A 21,281-nucleotide genomic window follows, 5' to 3' on the forward strand; every position below is an offset into this window, starting at 1 on the left:
CCAGACGCCAAGGACGGCAAAGGCCTCTCACTTCCTTGTGCACTGGATTTCGGCAATCCCTGCCGGAATGACGGCTTAACTTAATGGCATTGCGGCAGAGCCGGGGGTTTTCCCGCGATAAATAAACAAACAATGAATACCGTGTCTCGACACCTGCCGGAAAACCTTACGTGCGCCTGATCGGTTTTTTGTTGATGCCCGCCCTGCTTGGCGCGTGCGGTGGGGACAGGGAAAAAACCGTTCTCGAATTCTGGGCCATGGGGCAAGAAGGCGAGGTGGTTCAGTCTCTGATGCCCGAATTCGAGCGGCTCCATCCGGAACTTCAAGTCAAGGTTCAGCAAATTCCCTGGAGCGCGGCTCACGAAAAGCTGTTGACCGCCTATGCGGGCGACGCGATGCCCGATGTCTTTCAGTTGGGCAATACCTGGATTCCGGAATTCGTCGTTCTGAAAGCCGTCGACAGTCTTGACAATAGGCTGACGGCCCAACAACGGGAGGATTATTTCGAGGGCATCATCGAAACCAACGAAATCGACGGACGGCTTCACGGTCTGCCTTGGTATGTCGATACCCGCCTGCTCTTCTACCGTACCGATATTCTGGTCAAGGCCGGTTTTTCGGCGCCGCCCAAGACCTGGAACGAATGGCTCGCGGCGATGGCGGCAATCGCGGCGTTGCCCGGTGGAGACCGCTACGGGCTGCTCTTGCCCATGAACGAATGGCAGGTCCCGGTGATCCTCGCGCTGCAAATGGGGTCAGAACTGCTCCGCGACGAGGCCCGGTTCGGCAATTTCCGGAGCGATGCCTTTCGCCAGGCTTTTCGTTTTTATCTCGACATCTTCCGCCGGGGGTATGCACCCGCCGTATCGGAAGCCCAGATCGCCAATCTTTATCAGGAATTCGCCAGCGGCTATTTCGCGATGTATGTCACCGGGCCCTGGAATATCGTCGAGTTCGAACACCGGCTTCCGAAGTCCATGCAAGGCCGGTGGGCCACCGCGCCGATGCCGGCTCCCGATGAGAGTTATCCCGGCGTTTCACTGGCCGGCGGCGCCAGTCTCGCGATCGCCCGAAGTTCCAGCCGTAAAGATCAAGCCTGGAAGCTGATCGAATTTCTCTCCGAACCCGAACAACAGCTTGCCTTTTACCGTCTGACCGGCGACCTCCCCGCCCGCCGCTCCGCCTGGCTGCACCCCGATCTGGCCACAGCGACTCGCACGCAGGCCTTCAAGACGCAGTTGGAGCGGGTGGTGTCCACGCCGAAAATTCCCGAATGGGAACGCATCGCCAGCAAAATCGCCCATTATACGGAAAAAGCAGTGCGCGGCGAATTGACCGAGGAGCAAGCCTTAGCTGCCCTGGACAAGGACGTAGACCGGATTCTCGAAAAGCGTCGCTGGCTGTTGCGGAAACGGGCGCCATGAAAACCCCGCTGTTACCGGCGAATACCGCCTTCTGGTTCCTTGCGCCGGCCTTGATCCTGATCGTCGTCTTCTTTTTCCTGCCGGTCGCGGCGTCGCTGCTGCTCAGCTTTACCGATTTCGACATCTACGCCCTCGGCGACCACGAACGGCTGCGCTTTGTGGCGCTCGACAACTATCTTCGGTTGCTCGGCGACCCCTTGTTCTGGACCGCGCTCAAGAACACCCTGTATTTCGTGCTTGTAGGCGGCCCGTTGTCGGTGGCCGTGTCGCTGGGCGCGGCGCTCTTGGTCAACCACCGCCTGGTCCGGTTCAAGGGACTGTTCCGCTCGCTGCTGTTCCTGCCGGTCGTCACCACCCTGGTGGCGATAGCCGTGGTCTGGCGCTATCTCTACCATCCCCGCTACGGCTTCTTGAATTATCTGCTCGGACTGCTCGGGCTCGATACCGTCGACTGGCTGGGCGACCCCGACTGGGCCATGCCGGCCATCATCCTGATGGCGATCTGGAAGAATTTCGGCTTCAACATGATCATCTTCATCGCCGGGCTGCAAAGCATTCCGGTCCGTTTGTACGAAGCCGCGGTGATCGACGGCGCGAGCACCTGGCGCCAATTCCGCCACATCACCTTGCCCATGCTGGCGCCGACCTTCGTCTTCGTCACCGTCATCACGATGATCGGCTACTTCCAGCTTTTCGCCGAACCTTACGTGATGACCCAGGGCGGTCCCGCCAACAGCACCCTGAGCGTGGCGCTCCTGATGTTCCAGGAAGGTTTTCGCTGGTGGAATCTCGGCTACGCGGCGGCGGTGGCCTTCACGTTGTTTCTCATCATTCTGACGGGGACAGTGTTGCAGTTGAGATTGAGGCGACGGGAAATCTGACAGTGGCCGTATTTTCCGAAAAACCGATCAAGACACTGCTGCTTCACCTCGCGCTGATCGCGGCGGTGATCGCGACTCTGTTCCCGCTGTTCTGGATGGTTTCCGTGTCCTTGATGTCTTCGGCCGAGGCGAACCGGTTCCCGCCTCCGCTGCTGCCGGCAGCGCCGACGCTGGAACATTACCGGATGCTGTTCTCCCGCTTGAATCTCGCCGCCTATCTCCTGAACAGCACGCTGATCGCCACATCGGTCACCGTGCTCTCCCTGCTGCTCAATTCCATGGCGGGCTACGCCTTCGCCAAGCTGCGGTTCAAGGGACGCGACCGCCTGTTTCGTCTGCTTCTGGCCTCCATGGTGATTCCGGCGCAGGTCGCCATGCTGCCCTTGTTCCTGATGCTTAAAGAGATGGGGCTGGTGAATACTTACGGCGGCGTGATCGTACCCGGCATGGCGAGCATTTTCGGCATTTTTCTGATCCGGCAGTATGCCCTGTCGATTCCGGACAGCCTGCTGGATGCCGCCCGCATCGACGGCGCTGGCGAATTCCGGATCTACCGGACCCTGGTTCTGCCGCTCTGCAAGCCTATCCTGGTCACCCTGGCCATCTTCACTTTCATGGGCACCTGGAACGACTTCATGTGGCCGCTCATCATCCTGACCGACAGCGATCTTTACACGCTGCCGGTCGCTCTCGCCAATCTTCTAGGCGAACACGTGCAAGACGCCGAACTGATGATGGCCGGCTCGGTGCTCACCGTGCTGCCGGTGATTCTTCTGTTTCTCGTCCTCCAGAAGTACTACATCGAAGGACTGGTATTGGGAAGCGTCAAGGAATGACCTTGCGCCGTACGCCCTCGTGCGGCGTCAAACCGGCTAAGAGCGGTCAGGAAAGGCTCGGAAGTCTAGTTTGAATCCCGCCTGCACCAGTCTCGGCGAACCCGGCGATATGCCGCGGGTGCGATCAACGATGTAGTTCTGGTCGAAGAGGTTTTTCACGCTGACGAACACGTCGGTGTTCAAGGGCTTGATCCGATACGTGGCCGCGAGCTTGGCGATGGCGCAGTCCTCGATCTTGCCGAACTGCCCGCTCGGACTGGGCGTTCCATCGGGATTGACCTGCCCTTCCGCATTGTGGACATCGCTGAACTGATCGGCCATGAACACCGTTTTCCAAGTGGAATTGGAAAAAGCGCAAAGACCGGAGCCGCATGCTTTTACCCCTTGCCGGGACAATTGCGTTCCAGATCTCGAATGACGGTCTCGAGCGTCTCCACCGCCCACTCGACTTCCCTGCGTTCGATGACCAGAGGCGGTGCGAATCGGATGACGGTTTGATGGGTCTCGCGGGTCAGAATCCCGTGCTCCATCAGCCTCATACAGAACTCGCGGCCGGAGAAACCTGAGTTAAGTTCCAGACCAATGAACAAACCTTTGCCGCGGACCTCGCGAATCAGAGGGCTCCTCAAAGCGCGCAGCCCTTCGAGAAAATGGGCGCCGAGCTCGTCCGAGCGCTCGGCCAACCCTTCCTCGACGATCACATTGAGCGCCTCCAGCCCGACCGCCGCAGCCAGAGGATTGCCGCCGAAGGTGCTGCCGTGATGGCCCGGGCCGAAAACGCCCATCACCTCGCGGCTCGCCAGAAATGCCGACACCGGCAGCAAACCGCCTCCCAACGCCTTGCCGAGGATCAGGCCGTCGGGTTTCACGCCTTCATGCTCGGAAGCCAGGAATTTGCCGGTTCGGCCAAGCCCCGTCTGAACCTCGTCGCACAGCAGCAAAACCTTCCGCTCCCGGCAAATCCGGGCGCATTCGGCGAGATAACCCGCCGGCGGGACGACGATGCCGCCCTCTCCCTGGACCGGCTCGACCAGAAACGCCGCCGTGTTCTCGGTAATCGCATCGGCCAAGGCCGCGGAATCGCCGTACGGAATCAGTTTCAAGCCCGGCGGAAACGGCCCGAAGCCTTCGCGGTAGCCGGGCTCGGATGAAAGACCTACGATCGCGATAGTCCGCCCGTGGAAATTGCCTCGACAGGCGATGATTTCGGCGCTGTCGGGAGCCACGCCCTTGACCTGATACGCCCACTTGCGGGCGGCTTTCAGCGCGGTCTCCACGCCTTCGGCGCCGGTGTTCATCGGCAGCGCCATGTCCTGTCCGGTCAGTTCGCAAGCCCTCTTGAGGAAAGGCGCGAGCCGGTCGCTGTGAAAGGCCCGCGAGGTGATGGCCAGCCGCTTCGCCTGCTCGGTCAAGGTTCGGACCAGGCGCGGATGGGCATGACCATGGCTTGCGGCGGAATAGGCGCCCATCATGTCCAGATAGCGTTTCCCTTCGACGTCCCAAAGGTAGACGCCCTCGCCTCGGGTCAAAACCACCGGCAAGGTGTCGTAGTTGTGCGCGCCATAGCGTTCGGTGATGCTCAGAACGTCTTCCGCTCGCGCGGTTCGCTCGGGAACCACGGCAGCCAGCAAGAGATCGCTGGCCAGATAGATCGTGGCACGGCTCCTATCGCGGGGCGGGTCGAATTCCACGATTTCGATGCCGAGAAAGCCCGGATTGCCCTGGAGCATGGCCAAAGCGCCGATCATTTCCTCGCCGGAAATGCCGCCCGCCACCGGCGTCGTGACCCCAGGCGCGTCCTTCGGATCGATGGCGTCGAGATCGAGGGTGACGCCGAAGCCGGCCGTATCGGATTGGACGATGGACAACGCTTCCTCCATGACGTTGTTCAGGCCGCGCCGAAGGACTTCGCCCAAATAGAAGATCCGGACGCCGAGCCTTTCCAGCAAAGCTTGCTCGGCCGGCTCGAAGCTATGGACGCCGATCAGGCAAACATGCCGGGGAAACAGCTTCGGGCCGAATCCGCCCAAATTCACCAGAGACGGTTCGCCGAAACCGAGGAGGCACGCGAGAGGCATGCCGTGCAATGCGCCGCTGGGGCTCGTCTCCGGCACATGGCTGTCCATGTGGGCGTCGATCCAGATCAGCCCCAAAGGGCCTCGTTCGGCCAAAGCCGCCGCCGCACCAGTCCAGGAGCCTACGGCACAAGAATGGTCATCCCCCAATACGGCGAAAAATTCGCCGGCTCTCAGGGCGCTCTCGGTTTCCTGTGCCGCTCGTTCGCAGAGATCCGCCACCTTGGGCACCTTGTCCAGTATTCGGTGCGGATGGAGAATCGTTTGCCAGTTGGCTGGAACGCCCCGGCTCCTCAGCCTCCGATCCAAGCCCAGAAGGCGCAAGGATTCCGGCCCCGTTTCGGCGTCGCGGTCGAAGGCCACGCCGATCAGTCGTATCGGTTTTAAGGTTTTGTCGTCCATGAGAGATGATCCGGAAAGCATTGGAATAGCCTCCAATCTATCACACTCATGCCACTTCCCCTTAGAGACGATTTGCTGCACTCTGTTCCTTGTCGGAGACGCCCGCTGCGGCTTCCGCCATGGAACTATCATCGCGGGTGAGGTCCGAATTCGTTGGGCAACTCTGAGGTAGGGTCATGAACGACACGGCTTTCGAGCGAAGGGTCCGCGACATCGGCGAAAACCTTTACCGTTTGGCCGGAGAGTCGCCGCCGTCCTTATTCGACCCGCGGGGCCTGAGAGGGCGCGTGTTGATGCGGGCCATGCATGACGAAGGCTTACGCGCCGCGCTGTTCCAATTCGTCGACGTGTTGCCGGTACTGGAAACCGATCGGGAACTGGCCCGCCATTTTCAGAACTATCTGGCGCCTCATGCCGATCGGCTTCGGGGACTGTGGGGCCGCATGTTCAAGCTGGGGGGCCATTCCTTCAGCGGTTTTGCACTGCGCCGCGCCGTGTCGCGCCTTGCGCGTCAATTCGTTGTCGAGGAGCAAGAAGATCGCCTGAACCGAGCGCTGGATACCATCTCCCGGATACCCGCGGCCGTTACCGTCGACGCCGTGGGCGAAGCTGCCTTGAGCGAAAGGGAATGCGATATTTATCTGGGCCGATACTTGTCGCTGCTGGACCTTCTGGCGGCGAACCGCTTGCCGCTCGGACATCCGCCGATTCATATCTCCGTCAAGCTCTCGGCTCTGACCGCCCACTTCGATCCGCTCGACTACGCCGGCGTGCGCCGCCGGGTATTCGCCCGGCTGGAGCCCTTGGTGGCCAAGCTTCGCGAACTTGGAGCCGGCATGACGGTGGACATGGAGCATTACGAACTCAAGTCCTTGACGCTCCGCCTGTTCCGCGACCTGGTCGAAAGCGAGGGAGATGACGGCTGGCATCCCGGCATCGCGCTGCAAGCTTATCTTCCGGAGACCGCGGACGATCTCCGAGAACTGATCGACTGGGCGGAGCGGGAAAAACGCCGGATTTCCGTGCGTCTGGTCAAAGGCGCGTACTGGGACACGGAAGTTGCGCTCGCCGAGCAGCGCAACTGGCCGGTGCCGGTGTTTCTCGACAAATCGGCTACCGACGCCCAGTTCGAATCGCTGCTCGATCTCTTGTTCCGGCATGCAGATGCTGTCTATCCCGCCGTGGGCAGCCATAATCTTCGGAGTCTCGCCTACTCCATCGCGTCGGCGTCCCGGCAAGGTCTTTCCACGGCCGACTGGGAGGTCCAGATGCTGTACGGCATGGCCGAGCCCTTGCGCCACGCCGTCGCCGCATCCGACATCGCGCTCCGGGTTTATCTCCCCACGGGAGAGCTGATTCCGGGCATCGCCTATCTGATCCGGCGCTTGATGGAAAATACCGCCAACACGTCCATTCTGCGGCAAACCTATGTCGAAGGCGCCGATTTGGACGACCTTCTGGCGGCGCCCGACCCGCACGAACCCGGAACCGAAACACTTTCTCCCGCCTTTCTCAATGCCCCGTTAAAGGACTTCAGCCACGACCGGGTTCGCCAGGAATTCCGAAGGTCGCTGGCGGCGGTGCGTACGAAACTGGGCGCGACCTACCCGCTGGACATGGCCGGCGTTCCGCCGCAGGGCGCGGAGCTGGAAGTATCGAGAAATCCGGCGCGACCGTCCGAGATTCTGGGACATGTGGCGGTTGCCGATGTCACCCATGCCGAGCGCGCCGTCCGCAATGCGTACCGCGCATTCCCCGGCTGGCGCGACACGCCCGCCGCCGCTCGGGTCGCGCTGTGCCGGCGGGCGGCGGACATCATGGACGCTCGCCGCGGCGAACTGGCCGCCTGGCAGGTTCTGGAAACGGGAAAGAATTGGCGCGAGGCCGACGCGGACGTGGCGGAAGCCGTCGACTACTTGCGCTATTACCCCTACCGGATGGAGCAACTGGCCGGTTGGCGGCCCACCCGCTGCTTTCCCGGCGAGCCGAATCATCTTCGCTACGAGCCGCGCGGCGGCGTCGCCGTGATTCCGCCCTGGAATTTCCCTCTGGCGATTCTCACCGGCATGACCGCGGCGGCGCTGGTCGCCGGCAATACCGCTATCGTGAAGCCGGCGACACCCGCCAATCTCGTCGCCCACGGATTCAAGTCCGTCCTCGACCAGGCCGGTTTTCCGCCCGGCGTGTGCCAGCTCCTGCCGGGGAGCGGCGCAACGGTCGGGCGGTATCTGGTCAAGCATCCGGACGTGCATGTCATTGCATTTACCGGCTCCAAGACGGTGGGCCTGGAGATTCTTCGGGAGGCGCACACGCTCGCGCCGGAGCAACGGTACATCAAGCAGGTGGTCTGCGAAATGGGCGGCAAGAACGCGATCATCGTCGACGAGGACGCCGATCTGGACGAAGCGGTCGCCCAAACCTTGTACTCCGCGTTCGGCTACCAGGGCCAGAAATGCTCGGCCTGCTCCCGTCTCATCGCCGTCGGCCGGGTTCACGACCGGCTGGTGAAACGGCTGACGGAAACCCTCGACAGCTACGACTACGGTCCGCCGGAAGATCCGGCATTTCTTTTCGGACCGATGATCACCCGCGATGCGCAGCAGAAGGCCATGAGCTATATCGAGCTCGGCCGGACCGAGGGTCGCCTTCATTATCTCGGACGCGTTCCCGCGGACGGTTTCTATTGTCCGCCCGCCATAATCACCGGCATCGAGTCCCATCACCGTTTAGCGCGGGAGGAAATCTTCGGCCCCGTGCTGGCCGTGCTGCGCGCGCCCACCTTCGAGGCCGCGCTCACGCTGGCGCTGGAATCGGACTACGCTCTGACCGGCGGCGTTTTTTCGCGCCTTCCGGAACATCTCGATCTCGCGCGGGAACGGTATCGCGTCGGCAATTTGTATCTCAACCGCCGCACCACCGGCGCGCGCGTCGGCGTACAGCCCTTCGGCGGCACCCGGCTTTCGGGAACCGGCGTACAGGCCGGCGGCCCCGACTATCTCAAGCAGTTTCTGTGGACTCGGGTGGTGAGCGAGAACACGCTGAGGCACGGTTTCGTTCCAAACATCGAGTAGGTCGGGAATCCGTTCCCGACGAAGGTTGTAGGGCGGGTTAGCGTACTCGCGTAACCCGCCTTTTCGCGGCGTACGGCGGGTTACGGCCTGTCGGCCTAACCCGCCCTACCCAGCTCGTAGGGCGGGTTAACGGAGTGAAACCCGCCGTACGCCGCGAAACTTCTTGCAAAAATTAATCTCGAAAAATATATTCGAACCGGGATCTACTTTCCTCCGGCGCTTCCGGCAATGAATGCCGTCCCTGCGCCTATTCCAGGGAGGAAACCGCGGCCATAACCGGACGGTCTCGTAGGCCGCTCCCGATCTGCCAGACATGCTCAAGGAGAGAGTATGCATCGCAAGAAGGTAAGGATCGCCATCGTCGGCGTAGGCAATTGTGCATCCTCGCTGGTCCAGGGCGTCGAGTTCTACCGCAAGGCGAAGAACGGCGATGCCGTCCCTGGCCTGATGCACGTCAACCTCGGCGGCTATCACATTTCCGATATCGAGTTTTCCGCCGCCTTCGACATCAATGTGAGCAAGGTCGGCAAGGACCTGTCCGAAGCCATTTTCGCGGAGCCGAACAACACATACCGGTTCTGCGAAGTTCCCGAAATCGGCGTCGAAGTCCGCCGCGGCATCACGCTCGACGGCCTCGGCAAGTATCTCCGGGAAGTCATCGAGGAATCGCCCGATCCGCCCTCAGATATTGCCCAGGTGCTCCGCGATACCGCCACCGACGTGGTCGTCTCCTATCTTCCCGTCGGCGCCCAAAAGGCTACCGAGTTCTATGCCGAGCAGGCTCTCGAAGCGGACTGCGGCATGGTCAACTGCATTCCCGTGTTCATCGCCTCGAACCTCCGCTGGCGCAAGCGTTTCGAGGAAAAAAACCTTCCTCTCATCGGCGACGACATCAAATCGCAGGTGGGCGCCACCATCGTCCACCGGGTGCTGGCGAATCTCTTCCGCGAGCGCGGCGTCCGGCTGGACCGCACCTATCAGCTCAATTTCGGCGGCAACACGGACTTTTTGAATATGCTCGAACGGGAACGGCTGGAGTCCAAGAAGCTCTCCAAGACCCGCGCCGTGACCAGCCAGCTCGACCATGCCCTGTCCGACGCCGAGGCCCACGTCGGCCCCAGCGACTACGTGCCCTGGCTCACCGACCGCAAGTTCTGCTACATCCGGCTGGAAGGCACGACCTTCGGCAACGTGCCGCTGCACGGCGAACTCAAGCTGGAAGTCTGGGATTCGCCCAACTCCGCCGGCGTGGTCATCGATGCGGTGCGCTGCGTCAAGCTGGCGCTCGATCGGGGCATCGGCGGAGCGCTGATCGGACCGGCCGCCTGGTTCATGAAATCCCCGCCCGAACAGTTCACCGATGCCGAAGCCCGTGCCCGTACGGAGGCATTCATACGCGGCAAGGCGCCGCGTTGACGGAGTCGCCATGATCGAACCCACCGAAACGGACGGGACCACCGTCTGGACCCGCGACCGCATCGAGCGGCGCGTCCGCGAGCTCGGCGAATGGTTCCACAATCTCGACCTCGACGGCGTACATACCGCTCCCGATCATTTCCTCGGAGATTATCCCGCCGTCAAGTGGCGGCAATTCGCCGACGCGCTTCCCGCCGATTTGAGCGGCCGATCGGTGCTCGACATCGGCTGCAACGCGGGTTTCTACGCCATCGAGATGAAAAAGCGCGGTGCCGAGCGGGTCGTCGGCATCGACTCGGACGAGGCTTATCTGGCCCAGGCCCGCTTCGCGGCCGAGGTCAAAGGGCTCGACATCGAATTTCGCCGGCTGTCCGTCTACGACATCGCCGACCTCGGCGAAACCTTCGGTCTGGTGATCTTCATGGGCGTGTTCTATCACCTGCGCCACCCCTTGCTGGCGCTGGACCTGATCCACGAACACGTCGCCCGCGACCTGCTGCTGTTCCAGTCCATGCAGCGCGGCAGCCCGGAGATCGAGGCGGTAGGACGGGACTACGGCTTCGAGGAACGGGATGTCTTCGACCGGCCAGGTTTTCCCAGGATGCATTTCATAGAACACCGCTATTCCGGCGATCCCACCAACTGGTGGATTCCCAACCGCGCCGGCACCGAAGCGATGCTGCGCAGCGCGGGCTTCGATATCCTCGACCGTCCGGAGGAGGAGGTCTACGTCTGCCGCAGGACCGAACTGAACCTGGAAGACTGGGATCATCGGGCGGTCTATCCCTGTCGCGGGAGAAAACCGTAGGCCGGAATAAGCATTGGCGGTTTGCCGGGAACGGTATACCTTTCGAGCCTACGAAAAGTCGCCGGCGAAAAATCGTCGGTCGGCCGTCCCTGGCGGATGAATCCGCTGGATGGGGCATTGCGTCGGGAAGGGGCTGGCCGGCGCTCCCGGCCAGGCCGTTTGCGATTGGAAAGGATTCCCGACCTACACAGTGGCACGGTTGCAGGGCGGCAATCCCTCGCCGACGGCTCCACTTGGCCGACCGATGGCGTCGGGAAGGCTCGCCCTAGCGCTCCCAAGACGACCGTTTGCGACACCCCAAAAGGAACGAGGCTTTTGCGACCCGCTACAGCTTTGCGGAGGGAAATCATGATCGAAGCAGTGATGCTCTGGAACGAACCCAACAATAAATCCCACTGGGATTTCGAGATCGACCAGGACTGGAGTCTTTTCGCCGAAATGGTGAATCTCACGGCCGATGCCCTGCACGAGGAACATCCGAAACTCCCGGTCGTCCTCGGGGGCATCTCTCCCATCGATCCCTTGTTCATGGAACGGATGAAAAACTACGGCGTCATTCCGCGCATGGATGCCGTGGCCGTCCACGGGTTTCCGCTGGACTGGAACCACTGGCAGATTCACGAATGGCCCGACAAGCTGAACGAAATTCACAGCGTCGTCGACGACAAGCCCATCTGGATTTCCGAGGTCGGCGTCTCCAGCTTCGGCGCCGAGGAAGTACAGGAATTCGGGCTCAAGCGAACCGCGGAACTGCTGCTGGAGCAAGCGCCGCGGATTCACTGGTACAGCCTTTACGACCTGCCCAGAGCCTGGCCCGCCACGACCCGTCACCGCGAGGCCGAAGGCTCGTCCTATTACCGCCATTTCTACATGGGCCTGCTGCGGGAAGACGGCATGCCCAAACGCGCTTTTCGGCATTTCTACGAGTATGCGCCGGAAATGGGCCTGTGCCAGTGGTTTCATTTCGAGGACCACCGGCTCGACGATGCGGTGCGAATCATGAAAGATTTGGGCGTCACCTATCTCCGTACCGGCCTGAGCTGGGCCGACCGTTTTCGGCCGAACGCACTCGATTGGTTCGACCGGCAGATGCGGGCGCTCGAACCCTTCCGGGTAACCGTAACCTACTGCTTCACCCCCGAGCACCGCGGCATCAACGCCCACCACACCAGCCCGCCGCAACGCGTGGAGGAATTCGCCGAATTCTGCGTCGAAATGACCCGGCGCTACGCGTGATGACCACGTTTCTGCTGATTCGCCACGGTGCGCATCTCTTGGGCGGCGACACCATCGCCGGCCGAGCGCCGGGCGTGCACCTCAGTGAACTTGGCCGGAATCAGGCCAACGACATGGCAGAACGGGTCGCCCGTCTGCCGGTTGCGGCTCTTTATTCGAGCCCGGCCGACCGAACCCGCGAGACGGCCGAATTCTTGTCCGAACGGCTCGGCCTGCCGGTTCAACCCCTCGAAACCCTCCACGAGATCGATCTCGGCGACTGGACCGGAAGGAAGCTCGAAGATCTCCGCCGTCTGGAAACCTTTGGCCGATGGAATAGTTTTCGCAGCGGGACACGCGTCCCCAACGGCGAAGCGATGGTCGAGACGCAAGCCCGCATCGTCGGCGAAATGCTCCGCCTGCGCGAAAAACACCCGGACGAATGCATCGCCCTGGTGAGCCACGGCGACGTGATCAAAGCCGCCCTCGCCTATTTTCTGGGCGTGCCTTTGGATCTCTTTATGCGCATCGAGATCGGACTGGCCTCGGTCAGCATCGTCGCCATCTTCGACCATGGCCCGTGGGTGCTTTGCGTCAACAATACGGGCAGCGAATTACCCATGCCTTACTAAGCGAGAATTCGAAACAGTTGCGACTCGTAGAAATCGCCGGCGCGAAGGAGCCGCCGCTGCTCGCTCGGATCGCTCATGCCGGCGCAGATCGCGCACTGTCCCAAGCGAAACGCGGCATAGGCCGCGCAGTAAAAGGCCAGCGTCCCCGGTGTAGGCAACTCGCCGCCCGCATCGGCGAACGCACTCAGCAAAGGCCGGACGGTTTCGCTATCGAGCCGCCATTCGACCGTCGCGCCCGCCAAGTCCCAAATCAGGGGCTGACGTCCGATTACCGTATGATCCGTCGAATGCCCGGCGCAATCGACCTTGATCAGACGCCCGTCGATCGAGCGTATCCACTCCTCGGGTGCCAGCCGCCCATCGCCGTAGGACAGCCACGGATGCTCCGGGACCAACCCGCTCCACCGTAGCGTACGCGCCGCCATGGCCTCTCCCAGACTTTCCCGGGTGTTCCAGTACAACATCTCTTTGAGCCGCTCCAGCGATGTTCTTTGCTCGGAAATCGAAAGCGCGGTACCGGCCGCATCGACGATGTAGCGCCCGATTCGATCCAGAACGGCGGTATTGCATTGATCTATTTGAAGCGGCTTGCCTTCGATCCAGAGCCTCGCCACGAAACCGTGGGCGGAATCCAGAGGAGCCAGGGTCCATCCGCGTTGAGCCAGCCATGCCATGCTATCCCTGACCGCCTCCGCCCCGCCGGCCAGTCCTTCGAATTTCCACAGCACCGACGAGCCGTCACGCCGCACCACCCGATATTTGGCCCGCTCGAATGCGACGAACGCCGCCGGCCATTCCTGCTCATGCCGATAGACGGCATGCCGCCACATCCCGCCGCTCAGATCGTCCACCCGAACGGCCGGGCCGCTGCGATATGCCAGCTCTTCCGCTAGCGGCCGGCCCTGCCAAGCCATTTCGCTCGGCCCGACGACATACCTCGGCGTATCGCTCCACCACCTCCGCACGTCTTCGGTTCCGGCGTTTCCGGGGCCGCGGTCATGTCCCGGAAAAAAGCCGATTCCGGATCGATCGAGTCCCGCTTCGACCAGCGCTTGAGCCGCGGCCGCCATCGACGAGCCGGATAGCCCGGGCCCTTCGTCGACGACCAATCCGAAAACCGCTCCTTGAACCGCCTCGCGAGGAATCGCCGCGCGCCGCGCATACGGGTGCCCCGACGGCCTGACCGTCAGCCGTCGCACGTTCCATCCGGCTTGAGCCAGCTCCCGCGCCACCACCGCCGAAAGACTGGTCCCGATGCTGCGAATGCCGACCACCACCGCCCGCCGCGAATCGGAATCCGCATGATTGCGAACCCATAATCTCGCGGCTTGGGCGTATTGCTCCGGATAGAGCGCGTAGAATGCAAATCCTTCCGGCACTTTGACGCGCACCGTCAAGTCCGCCGGCAGTTCGAGTTGGGCGAGCGCTTCTTGGAGTGGCCCGAGATCGGAATCGTGGAGAAACGCGTCGGCGGCGAGATCGGTGACGCTCATGATGCGTTCTACGAGCGTGTCGTTTTCCACCCGGTCGGCCAGGGCTTGCTCCAGTTGTCCCGCGTCGATCAGCAGCCTTCGGCGGGCGTCCCGTCCTTCGCCCGCCGCATACTGTGGCGCCGTATCCGCTTGCCCATCCATTGCGTCGGGAAAGGATTCCCGACCTACTCGGCGGCATCGATCGGTAGGTCGGCAATCCTTTGCCGACGAATCCGTTCGATCCGGCGCATGGCCGCTCGCACGGTCGGCCCATTGCCGAACCCGGCCGAGCGTGGCGGTAACAGGCTCTTCGTAGCTTGGGTCGCCATAAACAATCATATTTTCTTGGACCGTGCCGCACATCGCTTTTCGCGCGCCATCTAATCGTTAAAGCAGGAACGGAACGCTATGGGGAATCCTAAGCCAAGGATGGGAATCCTGACCTTTCACCGCTGCATCAATTACGGCAGCTACTGGCAAGCGCGTTGCCTGGTGGAGGAACTACGCTCGCGCGGGCACGAGGCCGTGATCCTGGATCACGATGCCTGGCGGATCAAACGCGCCGAATGGACGTGCGCACTCCGCCCTGTCCTGCCGACGTCGGTTCCAAGCATGGACTACCTGCTCTACGGCTTGAAGCTCCTCAAGTTTCTCCGTGCCATTTCCAAGCTGCCGCGTTCGCCGCGCTTCAACCTCGAACATGCGAGCAATCTGGAAAGCTTCGATCGGGTGATCGTCGGCAGCGACGAAGTGTGGAATCTGAGACACCCCTGGTATGGCGGATGTCCACTGTTCTTCGGCGCCGGCATCGGGGCACGGCTGGTTTCCTATGGCGCCAGTTTCGGCAATTACGACGCTTCGCAAGAACTCGAACCGGCTTGGGCGGATCGACTGCGCAGGTTCGAGGCGATTTCGGTTCGCGACGACAACTCCCGCGCCATTATTCAAAACGCGCTCGGCTTCGAACCGGAATTGGTGCTCGACCCCTGTCTTCAGTTCATGCCGAGACCGGAAGGAATCTGGCGCGGGCCGGATCGGCCTTTCGTAGCGGTCTATGGGCACAATTTCTCCGAGGCATTCGGCCGAAATGTTAGGCGCTGGGCCAGATCGCACGGCTATCCGATGGTCAGCCTGGGCTATCGGAACGACTGGGCCGATCAGCAATGGATCACCGCCGGTCCGCAGGATTTCGCCCATGCCATGGCCCGTGCGGAAGCGGTAGCGACCAACTTCTTCCACGGCTGTATTTTTGCCCTCCGCCATGCCAAACCTTTCGTCTCCGAGCGCTCCCCGTACCGGTCCACCAAGATCGAAAACTTGATGGCCATGATCGGCGGAGAAAAGCGTCTACTATCGGAAGATTCGACGGCGACCACTTACGACGTCTGCCTGAGCGAACTTTTGGATTCCCGGATACTCGACCGGGTCGATCGGCTCCGTCGACAGTCGAACGAATTTCTCGATCACGCATTGGATTGACCGATGCCGACCCCAGCCGATCGACAGACCTTCAGTCCGCGGGACATCGTGGATTCTGATCTCTGCATCGGCTGCGGCAGTTGCGTGGCACGGGCGAATGCCTTCGCCTCGCGGATGGAGCTGGACCGGTACGGGCAATATAAGCCGACAGGGTCTCCCGAATGGCTGCGCCGCAGATCCTCGGAGTTCGCGCGAATCTGCCCGTTTTCGCCTGGTGCAAGGGACGAGAACGAGCTGGCCGAGCAGCTTTTTCCGGATGCCGGCCGGCACGATTCCGCCGTGGGACATTTTCGAGCCGCCTACGTGGGTTACGTGGCCGAAAAGGACTTCCGCGAGCGTGGAAGCTCGGGCGGCATGGTCAGCTGGGTTTTGGCGGAATTGCTGCGCAGCGGGCGGATCGACGGCGCGGCGCATGTCGCGGCCACGGACCCGAAGCGCGACGGGCTGTTCTTCCGTTATCGGATCTCGCGCACCGAGGACGAAATCCTGGCTGGCGCGAAGTCGCGCTATTATCCGGTGGAATTATCGGACGCGCTCGGACTCATCCGGGCGAATCCGGGACGCTATGCCGTGGTCGGAGTCCCCTGTTTCATCAAGGCGGTACAACTCCTCCGCCGCTATGATCCCGTGTTTCGCGAACGCATTCGGTTCACCCTGGGGCTTTTCTGCGGCCATATGAAAAGCGCCCGTTTCGTGGAAAGCTTCGCCTGGCAGATGGGTGTCTCGATGGACGACATTTTAGATGTCGAATTCCGCCATAAGGACCCCGATCGTCCGGCGAACTGGTACACCGCTCAATTGACGCTCAGGAACGGGCAAGTGGTACAGAAGGACTGGTGGCATCTGGCGGACGGCGACTGGGGCGCCGGTTTTTTTCAGAACTCGGCCTGCAACGCCTGCGACGACGTGGTCGCGGAAACGGCCGACATCGCCTTCGGCGATGCCTGGGTGGAACCTTATTCATCCGACGGGCGCGGCACGAATGTGGTCATCGTCCGCTCGCCGGAAATGGAACGGCTCGTGACGACCGGGTTCGAACAAGGCCGGCTGCACCTGACGCCGGTCGACGCCCGGTTCGTCGAACAAACCCAGGCCGCGGGTTTTCGGCAGCGCCGGGAGGGTCTCGCCTATCGACTGAGTTGGCGGCGTCCCGGCGTGAAGCCGAGCAAGCGTGTACAGCCGGATTCCCGAGGCCTATCCGCCCGAAGAAAACTGATTTACCGGTTTCGCAGCCTGATCACGGCCTGGAGCCATCCGGTATTCCGGTTCGCCCGTTTGATCCGCCGGCCGGGGCTCTATATCCGCTGGGCGCGTCTGGCGTTGGCGATCTATCACGGCTTGGCCTATTCCCGGGGCTGGCTTGGCGCAATGATCGACCGATGGGAACGACATTAGATTGGGGCTGCCGGACCAAACAAACTTTTCTTTGGGCAAGCAAAGAAAAGTAACTCGCCAGCGGGGCGAGACCCGCTCCAAAGCAGTCGCCGCGATCAGCGGCACCTTTTACCAAAGCGACTAATGCGAAAAGAAATCACAACCCCTCACCCGTGCTGCAAGCGCCTGGCGCTGAACACGTTGTGCACCTGGCCGATCTTGTCCAGCACCGAGCTGAGCTGTCCGGGGTCCGATACCTCGGCCGTGATCCTCATGACGACCGACTGATCGTCCCCGTTGGTCTCGCTGTGGGTGCGCACGATATTGATATGTTCGTGCGCCAGAATATGGGTGATGTCCTTGAGCAGCCCCTTTCGATCCAGCGCCTTGACTTCGAGCTCCACCGGGAACGCTTCCGGCTCCGTACCCCAGGCCACGTCGATCAGACGGCTCATCTTGCGGGGCGGCAACTGAATGATGTTGTCGCAATCCTGGCGATGGATGGCGACGCCCTTGCCCACCGTTACATAACCGATGATCCGATCGCCGGGCTTGGGCTCGCAGCAATGGGCGAAATAGGTCAGAAGGTTGCGGACTCCCTGGATGGTCACCTCTTCCGATGCCTTGCCCGTCGCCGGCGGCAAGGGTTTTTTCGCCGGGGGAGCCGCCGGAACCTTCGGCTGCCATTCCGGAAGCTTCAAGGCATTGGCCAGTTGGGCCGGAGCGATGTCGGCGCGGCCGACGGCCAGCAGCAGATCGTCCCCGCGCGGCAAATGGAAATGCCGTGCCAGCTCGTCCAGATCGACTTCCTTGATGCCCAGCTTCTGCCGCTCCCGGTCCAGAATGGATTTCCCGGCGCGAAGATGCTTTTCATGATCCTGCTGCTTGAACCATTGGCGGATCTTGGTACGCGCGTGGCCCGTCCTGACATAACCCAGGTGCGGATCGAGCCACCCGAGGCTCGGACCGCCGTGCTTGGCGGTGAGAATTTCGACCTTTTCGCCGGACTTGAGCGAATAGGTCAACGGCACGATACGTCCGTTGACCTTCGCGCCGCGGCAGCGGTGCCCCACCTCGGTGTGGATGTGATAGGCGAAATCCAGCGGCGTCGCTCCTTTACTTAACCGGACCACCTGCCCTTTCGGCGTCAGCACGAAGATCTGGTCCTCGAACAGTTCGGCGCGGAAATCCTCCAGCATCGACTGATCGTCGTCCCTGCTTTCCAGCAGGCGGCGCAGGGCATTGATGCTGCGATCGAGAACCGCGTCCTGCTTGCCGCCTTCCTTATATCGCCAGTGAGCCGCGACACCGTATTCGGCGAAATCGTGCATGGCCTGGGTGCGAATCTGAACTTCGACCGGCCGGCCTTCGGGTCCGATCACCACCGTGTGCAGCGATTGATAGCCGTTTTCCTTGGGGTTGGCGATGTAATCGTCGAACTCCTTGGGAACGTGGAGCCAGCGGCCGTGCACCAGACCGAGCACCGCATAACAGGTCGCAACATCGTCGACGATGACCCTTACGGCGTGCAGGTCATACAGCTCCTCCAGGTCCAGCTCCTTGCGCTGCGTCTTCCGATAAATGCTGTAGATGTGCTTGGGACGGCCGTAAACCTTGGCGTGGATATGGTTCGCTTCCAATTCCTGCCGCAGTATCTCGATGAATTGACCGACGAAAGCTTCCCGCGTGGCGCGGTTGGTCGCCAACTGGTTGGCAAGATCGCGGTATTTGTCGGGGTTTAGATAGCGAAAAGCGAGATCCTCCAGCTCCCACTTGAGCTGCCCCACGCCCAGCCGGTTCGCCAGGGGCGCGAACACGTCCAGGGTTTCCATGGCGATCCTTTGGCGCAACTCGCCGTCCTGATTCTTGAGCAGCCGCAAGCGCTGCAGACGATAGGCGAGCTTGACCAGCACCGCACGCACGTCGTTGACCACCGATAAAAGCATGCGGCGCAAGAGTTCCGCCTGGGCGGGCTCCTTGATTTCGGTCGGACGGTATTCGTCGAAGGTGTTGAGCCAATTGACCTTCTGCACCAAATCGGCGACGGTCTCCCCGAATTGGGCCTTGATGTCGGCTTCCTTGAGCGTATCGCGGAGATAAGGATCGCTCAGCAGCGCAACCTGCAGCGTGAGCCCATCGGCCTTGATCCCGAGGAGAATATCCGCGACGTCGATGCCGCGCGGCCTGACGATCGTATCTTGATCCCGCGCCCTGCGGGCGAGGTTCAGGGCCTCGGCGATCTTGCCGCGTTCGGCCCCGCCGGCAGTAGCCATCAGCCGCGCCTCCAAGTCATCGATAGCGTGAGAAGAGATATCAGAGCGAGACAGAGAATGCTTCATGAAAATCCGTATAAACACACAAGGTCGAGCAAGACAAGCAAACGGCGCACCAGCGCCAAAGACTACTCAACCCCAGACCATCACCCGATTGCCTCCCGCACGCTTGGCCATGTACATCGCACTATCGGCCTGGAACAGAAGGTCCTCGCTGGTCGCGCCATGACGAGGATATTCCGCGATCCCCATCGAGAGCGTGCTGGTTAATACTTGGTCTTCATAAACGATGTGTAATTCCTGAAACGCCAAACGCCAGGATTCGGCACGCTGAGCCGCCGTCAACAACGGAGCGCCCGGCAGAATGGCCACGAATTCCTCGCCGCCGAAGCGGCAGACGATATCCTCGCTGCGCAGGTGGCGCAGCAACAGTGCTGCCAGTTCCTTCAGGACCAGATCCCCCGCCGGATGACCATAAGTGTCGTTGAGTTGCTTGAAATGGTCGATGTCGATCATGACCAGACTGAGCGGCTGATCTTCCCGGGCCGATCGTGACAACTCGCGCCTCAGGGTCTCTTCCATGTACCGCCGGTTGAACAGCGACGTCAGCGGATCGCGTACCGCCAAATCTCTCAGTTTTTCCTGCAATATCCGGTTCTCGGCCAATTGCGCTTCGAGCCGCTCGTTGCTGGCCTGCAATTTATCTTCCGCCAGCTTGCGATCGGTAATGTCGATCAGAAAAGTTAAAATCACGGATACCGTATCTTTCCCGTCCCGCAGCATGCTCGCGGACAAATCGCCCCAGAATACGCTTCCGTCCTTTCGGACCAAACGCTTCTCTCCCCGGTATTGGTCGACTTCACCGCCCAAAAGCGCCTCGGCTCGTTCGCGCGATACGAAACTGTCTTCCGAGGAAATGAGATCGCTCGGAGATAACGCGCTCATTTCGTCGGCGGTGTATCCGAACAGTTCCAACCAACGCCGATTCACCTCGATAAACCGAAAATTCGTATCCAACAAAGCGATCCCGACGGCCGCCTGGTCGAACACCCCCCGCCACAAAGCGATGTTGGAACGAAACTCGGCTTCTTCCGGCTGGGGTATATAGGCGGGCACATCGATCAAGGACAACACGGCGATAGGCTCGCCGTCCAGCTCGGCCGCGCTTGCGTCGATCGAATACTTATGGTGTTTGTTCGACGCGTTCTTAAGAAGCGCCTCCGAACGGACCGTCTTCTTGTCAGAGCACACCGATTCGAGCAACTGCCGCAGAGCATTAGGGTCGTCGAACAGCACCGACGCATCGAGTCCGGGTTTGACGGTATCGCCGAAAAGTTCGCGAGCCGGGCGATTGAGAAAAAGCAGCTTTTGATCGGCCAGTCGAATAGTAACGAGCGGAACAGGAATTTGGTCGCTCCAATCGGGAATGGGATTTGGAAACTCGGAATTCAGCACAAAATCCTGTGGGGCACACATCTGATTAACGTCCGTAAGACAAACCGACTCATCGCTAGTTCTTCAGCCAACCGATAACCAAATCCTATGCTCGAATATTAGCAAGGGCTAAGACGAACATCCACCGCGTTCCTCGACGCACACCGGATTAAAGACATCGGACCTTCGGCTGTGGCAGAATCCGCAGCGGCCGAACATCTCACGGTAATCCGTCATCGGCGCGACTCAATCCGGACCGCCAGCGGGCCGGGGGAGCCGGCTTCAGCGAATATTCGGGAGGCGCTCGATGTCGCATTTTTCCGCTATCACAGTTTGGACTAGCGGTTTTGGCATACCGATCAATTCGCCATCGATAACAGCGTAGACTCATCGATTGTTTCAGCGGATTTACGCAGCCGTCCCATCAACGCCGCTTCAGACGGATGCTTATACCAAGCAAAGCACCGGAAAAGAATTACGCACGGGATA

Annotated in this window: 15 protein-coding genes; 10 read left to right on the plus strand and 5 right to left on the minus strand. The window is 61.2% G+C overall.

From position 1 onward, the window contains the following. Nucleotides 1–170: 170 nt before the first annotated feature. The 3 genes from ACR2R1_RS08635 to ACR2R1_RS08645 are packed head-to-tail and all read left to right on the plus strand — an operon-like array spanning nucleotide 171 to nucleotide 3,141. A complete protein-coding gene (locus ACR2R1_RS08635) occupies nucleotides 171–1,424 on the plus strand; it encodes a sugar ABC transporter substrate-binding protein (RefSeq protein ID WP_210023862.1) in 1,254 nt (417 codons plus the stop codon). Then, nucleotides 1,421–2,305 carry a carbohydrate ABC transporter permease gene (locus ACR2R1_RS08640; RefSeq protein ID WP_077728877.1) on the plus strand — a complete coding sequence of 295 codons (885 nt, stop codon included), beginning with the start codon at nucleotides 1,421–1,423 and terminating at the stop codon, nucleotides 2,303–2,305. The genes ACR2R1_RS08635 and ACR2R1_RS08640 overlap by 4 nt, the downstream gene beginning before the upstream one ends. Nucleotides 2,306–2,307: 2 nt before the next feature. Continuing rightward, nucleotides 2,308–3,141, plus strand: a complete 834-nt coding sequence (locus ACR2R1_RS08645) for a carbohydrate ABC transporter permease (protein ID WP_240507023.1) — start codon at nucleotides 2,308–2,310, stop codon at nucleotides 3,139–3,141. 36 nt (nucleotides 3,142–3,177) lie between these two features. Here ACR2R1_RS08645 and ACR2R1_RS08650 read toward each other — a convergent pair whose 3' ends face one another. Continuing rightward, the gene (locus ACR2R1_RS08650) at nucleotides 3,178–3,462 is read right to left on the minus strand and encodes a hypothetical protein (protein WP_086134550.1); all 285 of its coding nucleotides are present in this window, start codon (nucleotides 3,460–3,462) and stop codon (nucleotides 3,178–3,180) included. A gap of 56 nt (nucleotides 3,463–3,518) precedes the next feature. Further along, nucleotides 3,519–5,618 (minus strand): ornithine--oxo-acid transaminase, encoded by a 2,100-nt coding sequence (rocD, locus tag ACR2R1_RS08655; RefSeq protein WP_434113622.1) that lies wholly within the window; start codon nucleotides 5,616–5,618, stop codon nucleotides 3,519–3,521. A gap of 176 nt (nucleotides 5,619–5,794) precedes the next feature. Here rocD and ACR2R1_RS08660 point away from each other — a divergent pair, with 176 nt between their 5' ends. From ACR2R1_RS08660 to ACR2R1_RS08680, 5 genes are all read left to right on the plus strand, one after another. Continuing rightward, the gene (locus tag ACR2R1_RS08660; protein ID WP_434113625.1) at nucleotides 5,795–8,689 is read left to right on the plus strand and encodes a proline dehydrogenase family protein; all 2,895 of its coding nucleotides are present in this window, start codon (nucleotides 5,795–5,797) and stop codon (nucleotides 8,687–8,689) included. A gap of 330 nt (nucleotides 8,690–9,019) precedes the next feature. Next, nucleotides 9,020–10,105 (plus strand): inositol-3-phosphate synthase, encoded by a 1,086-nt coding sequence (locus ACR2R1_RS08665; protein WP_077728873.1) that lies wholly within the window; start codon nucleotides 9,020–9,022, stop codon nucleotides 10,103–10,105. A 10-nt stretch (nucleotides 10,106–10,115) separates the two neighbouring features. Next, nucleotides 10,116–10,913, plus strand: coding sequence for a TIGR04290 family methyltransferase (locus tag ACR2R1_RS08670; protein ID WP_077728872.1), 798 nt, complete (start codon nucleotides 10,116–10,118; stop codon nucleotides 10,911–10,913). A 348-nt stretch (nucleotides 10,914–11,261) separates the two neighbouring features. Then, nucleotides 11,262–12,149, plus strand: a complete 888-nt coding sequence (locus ACR2R1_RS08675; RefSeq protein ID WP_143735073.1) for a glycosyl hydrolase — start codon at nucleotides 11,262–11,264, stop codon at nucleotides 12,147–12,149. Then, the gene (locus ACR2R1_RS08680; protein WP_434113630.1) at nucleotides 12,149–12,760 is read left to right on the plus strand and encodes a histidine phosphatase family protein; all 612 of its coding nucleotides are present in this window, start codon (nucleotides 12,149–12,151) and stop codon (nucleotides 12,758–12,760) included. The genes ACR2R1_RS08675 and ACR2R1_RS08680 overlap by 1 nt, the downstream gene beginning before the upstream one ends. Here ACR2R1_RS08680 and ACR2R1_RS08685 read toward each other — a convergent pair. Then, nucleotides 12,757–14,571: a hypothetical protein gene (locus ACR2R1_RS08685; protein WP_434113632.1), complete on the minus strand. Its 1,815-nt coding sequence runs from the start codon at nucleotides 14,569–14,571 to the stop codon at nucleotides 12,757–12,759. The two genes, ACR2R1_RS08680 and ACR2R1_RS08685, sit on opposite strands and share 4 nt — an antisense overlap. 69 nt (nucleotides 14,572–14,640) lie before the next feature. On the opposite strand from ACR2R1_RS08685, the gene ACR2R1_RS08690 reads away from it, so the two are divergent. Both ACR2R1_RS08690 and ACR2R1_RS08695 read left to right on the plus strand, forming a co-directional pair. Beyond that, nucleotides 14,641–15,711: a polysaccharide pyruvyl transferase family protein gene (locus ACR2R1_RS08690; protein ID WP_210023856.1), complete on the plus strand. Its 1,071-nt coding sequence runs from the start codon at nucleotides 14,641–14,643 to the stop codon at nucleotides 15,709–15,711. A gap of 3 nt (nucleotides 15,712–15,714) precedes the next feature. Continuing rightward, complete coding sequence (locus tag ACR2R1_RS08695; RefSeq protein ID WP_434113636.1) at nucleotides 15,715–17,106, plus strand: Coenzyme F420 hydrogenase/dehydrogenase, beta subunit C-terminal domain; 1,392 nt, start codon at nucleotides 15,715–15,717, stop codon at nucleotides 17,104–17,106. 146 nt (nucleotides 17,107–17,252) lie between these two features. On the opposite strand, the gene ACR2R1_RS08700 is transcribed toward ACR2R1_RS08695, so the two are convergent. Further along, nucleotides 17,253–19,358: a RelA/SpoT family protein gene (locus tag ACR2R1_RS08700; RefSeq protein WP_434113639.1), complete on the minus strand. Its 2,106-nt coding sequence runs from the start codon at nucleotides 19,356–19,358 to the stop codon at nucleotides 17,253–17,255. A gap of 132 nt (nucleotides 19,359–19,490) precedes the next feature. Beyond that, the gene (locus ACR2R1_RS08705; protein WP_086134558.1) at nucleotides 19,491–20,834 is read right to left on the minus strand and encodes a diguanylate cyclase; all 1,344 of its coding nucleotides are present in this window, start codon (nucleotides 20,832–20,834) and stop codon (nucleotides 19,491–19,493) included. Between the last annotated feature and the right edge of the window lie 447 nt (nucleotides 20,835–21,281).

The sequence above is a fragment of the Methylocaldum sp. GT1TLB genome (assembly GCF_051027445.1).
Taxonomy (GTDB): Bacteria; Pseudomonadota; Gammaproteobacteria; order Methylococcales; family Methylococcaceae; genus Methylocaldum.

Bases quoted from the DNA above. Each gene is read 5' to 3' on its own strand.
- ACR2R1_RS08640 (WP_077728877.1), top strand. From the start codon at position 1,421: ATGAAAACCCCGCTGTTACCGGCGAATACCGCCTTCTGGTTCCTTGCG.
- ACR2R1_RS08650 (WP_086134550.1), bottom strand. From the start codon at position 3,462: ATGGCCGATCAGTTCAGCGATGTCCACAATGCGGAAGGGCAGGTCAAT.
- rocD (WP_434113622.1), bottom strand. From the start codon at position 5,618: ATGGACGACAAAACCTTAAAACCGATACGACTGATCGGCGTGGCCTTC.
- ACR2R1_RS08660 (WP_434113625.1), top strand. From the start codon at position 5,795: ATGAACGACACGGCTTTCGAGCGAAGGGTCCGCGACATCGGCGAAAAC.
- ACR2R1_RS08665 (WP_077728873.1), top strand. From the start codon at position 9,020: ATGCATCGCAAGAAGGTAAGGATCGCCATCGTCGGCGTAGGCAATTGT.
- ACR2R1_RS08670 (WP_077728872.1), top strand. From the start codon at position 10,116: ATGATCGAACCCACCGAAACGGACGGGACCACCGTCTGGACCCGCGAC.
- ACR2R1_RS08675 (WP_143735073.1), top strand. From the start codon at position 11,262: ATGATCGAAGCAGTGATGCTCTGGAACGAACCCAACAATAAATCCCAC.
- ACR2R1_RS08680 (WP_434113630.1), top strand. From the start codon at position 12,149: ATGACCACGTTTCTGCTGATTCGCCACGGTGCGCATCTCTTGGGCGGC.
- ACR2R1_RS08685 (WP_434113632.1), bottom strand. From the start codon at position 14,571: ATGATTGTTTATGGCGACCCAAGCTACGAAGAGCCTGTTACCGCCACG.
- ACR2R1_RS08690 (WP_210023856.1), top strand. From the start codon at position 14,641: ATGGGGAATCCTAAGCCAAGGATGGGAATCCTGACCTTTCACCGCTGC.
- ACR2R1_RS08695 (WP_434113636.1), top strand. From the start codon at position 15,715: ATGCCGACCCCAGCCGATCGACAGACCTTCAGTCCGCGGGACATCGTG.
- ACR2R1_RS08700 (WP_434113639.1), bottom strand. From the start codon at position 19,358: ATGGCTACTGCCGGCGGGGCCGAACGCGGCAAGATCGCCGAGGCCCTG.
- ACR2R1_RS08705 (WP_086134558.1), bottom strand. From the start codon at position 20,834: ATGTGTGCCCCACAGGATTTTGTGCTGAATTCCGAGTTTCCAAATCCC.